Origin of the sequence: Rhizobium ecuadorense, from assembly GCF_001187535.1 — a bacterium.
Lineage (GTDB): Bacteria > Pseudomonadota > Alphaproteobacteria > Rhizobiales > Rhizobiaceae > Rhizobium > Rhizobium ecuadorense.
In genome coordinates this window covers 1-291 of record NZ_LFIO01001237.1, presented here as the reverse complement: position 1 = coordinate 291, position 291 = coordinate 1, and the positions used below count along the sequence as shown (strand labels likewise).

Genomic DNA, 291 nt, shown 5'->3' with positions numbered 1-291 from the left:
GATCGACGCCGCGCAGGGCCTGGTGCGAGCCGAACGACTTGCGGATACCGCGCAGCGAGATGCGCGGGTCGGATCGGGTGCCGCCGGATGTTCCGGTTCCGGAGGGTGCGACCCCTCCGGAACCGGCGGCAGCGATGTCACGCTGTCCGCTTTCGATCATTTGAAGACGGCCCGGTACGGCTCGACATTCTCCTTGGTGACGATGGTGATCGGCACCGAGATCGTCTTGGTGACGGCTTCGCCGGCCGAGGCCTTGACGAGCGCGTCGACGGCGGCACCGCCCATTGCAGC

The 291-nt window shown here is 67.7% G+C and carries 2 pseudogenes; both read right to left on the bottom strand.

What is annotated here, in order from left to right:
* Positions 1 to 160, bottom strand: a pseudogene (locus tag AF337_RS45645) (sugar ABC transporter ATP-binding protein); the annotation flags it as partial.
* Positions 157 to 291: pseudogene (locus tag AF337_RS42585) on the bottom strand (substrate-binding domain-containing protein); the annotation flags it as partial. The pseudogenes AF337_RS42585 and AF337_RS45645, both read right to left, overlap by 4 nt.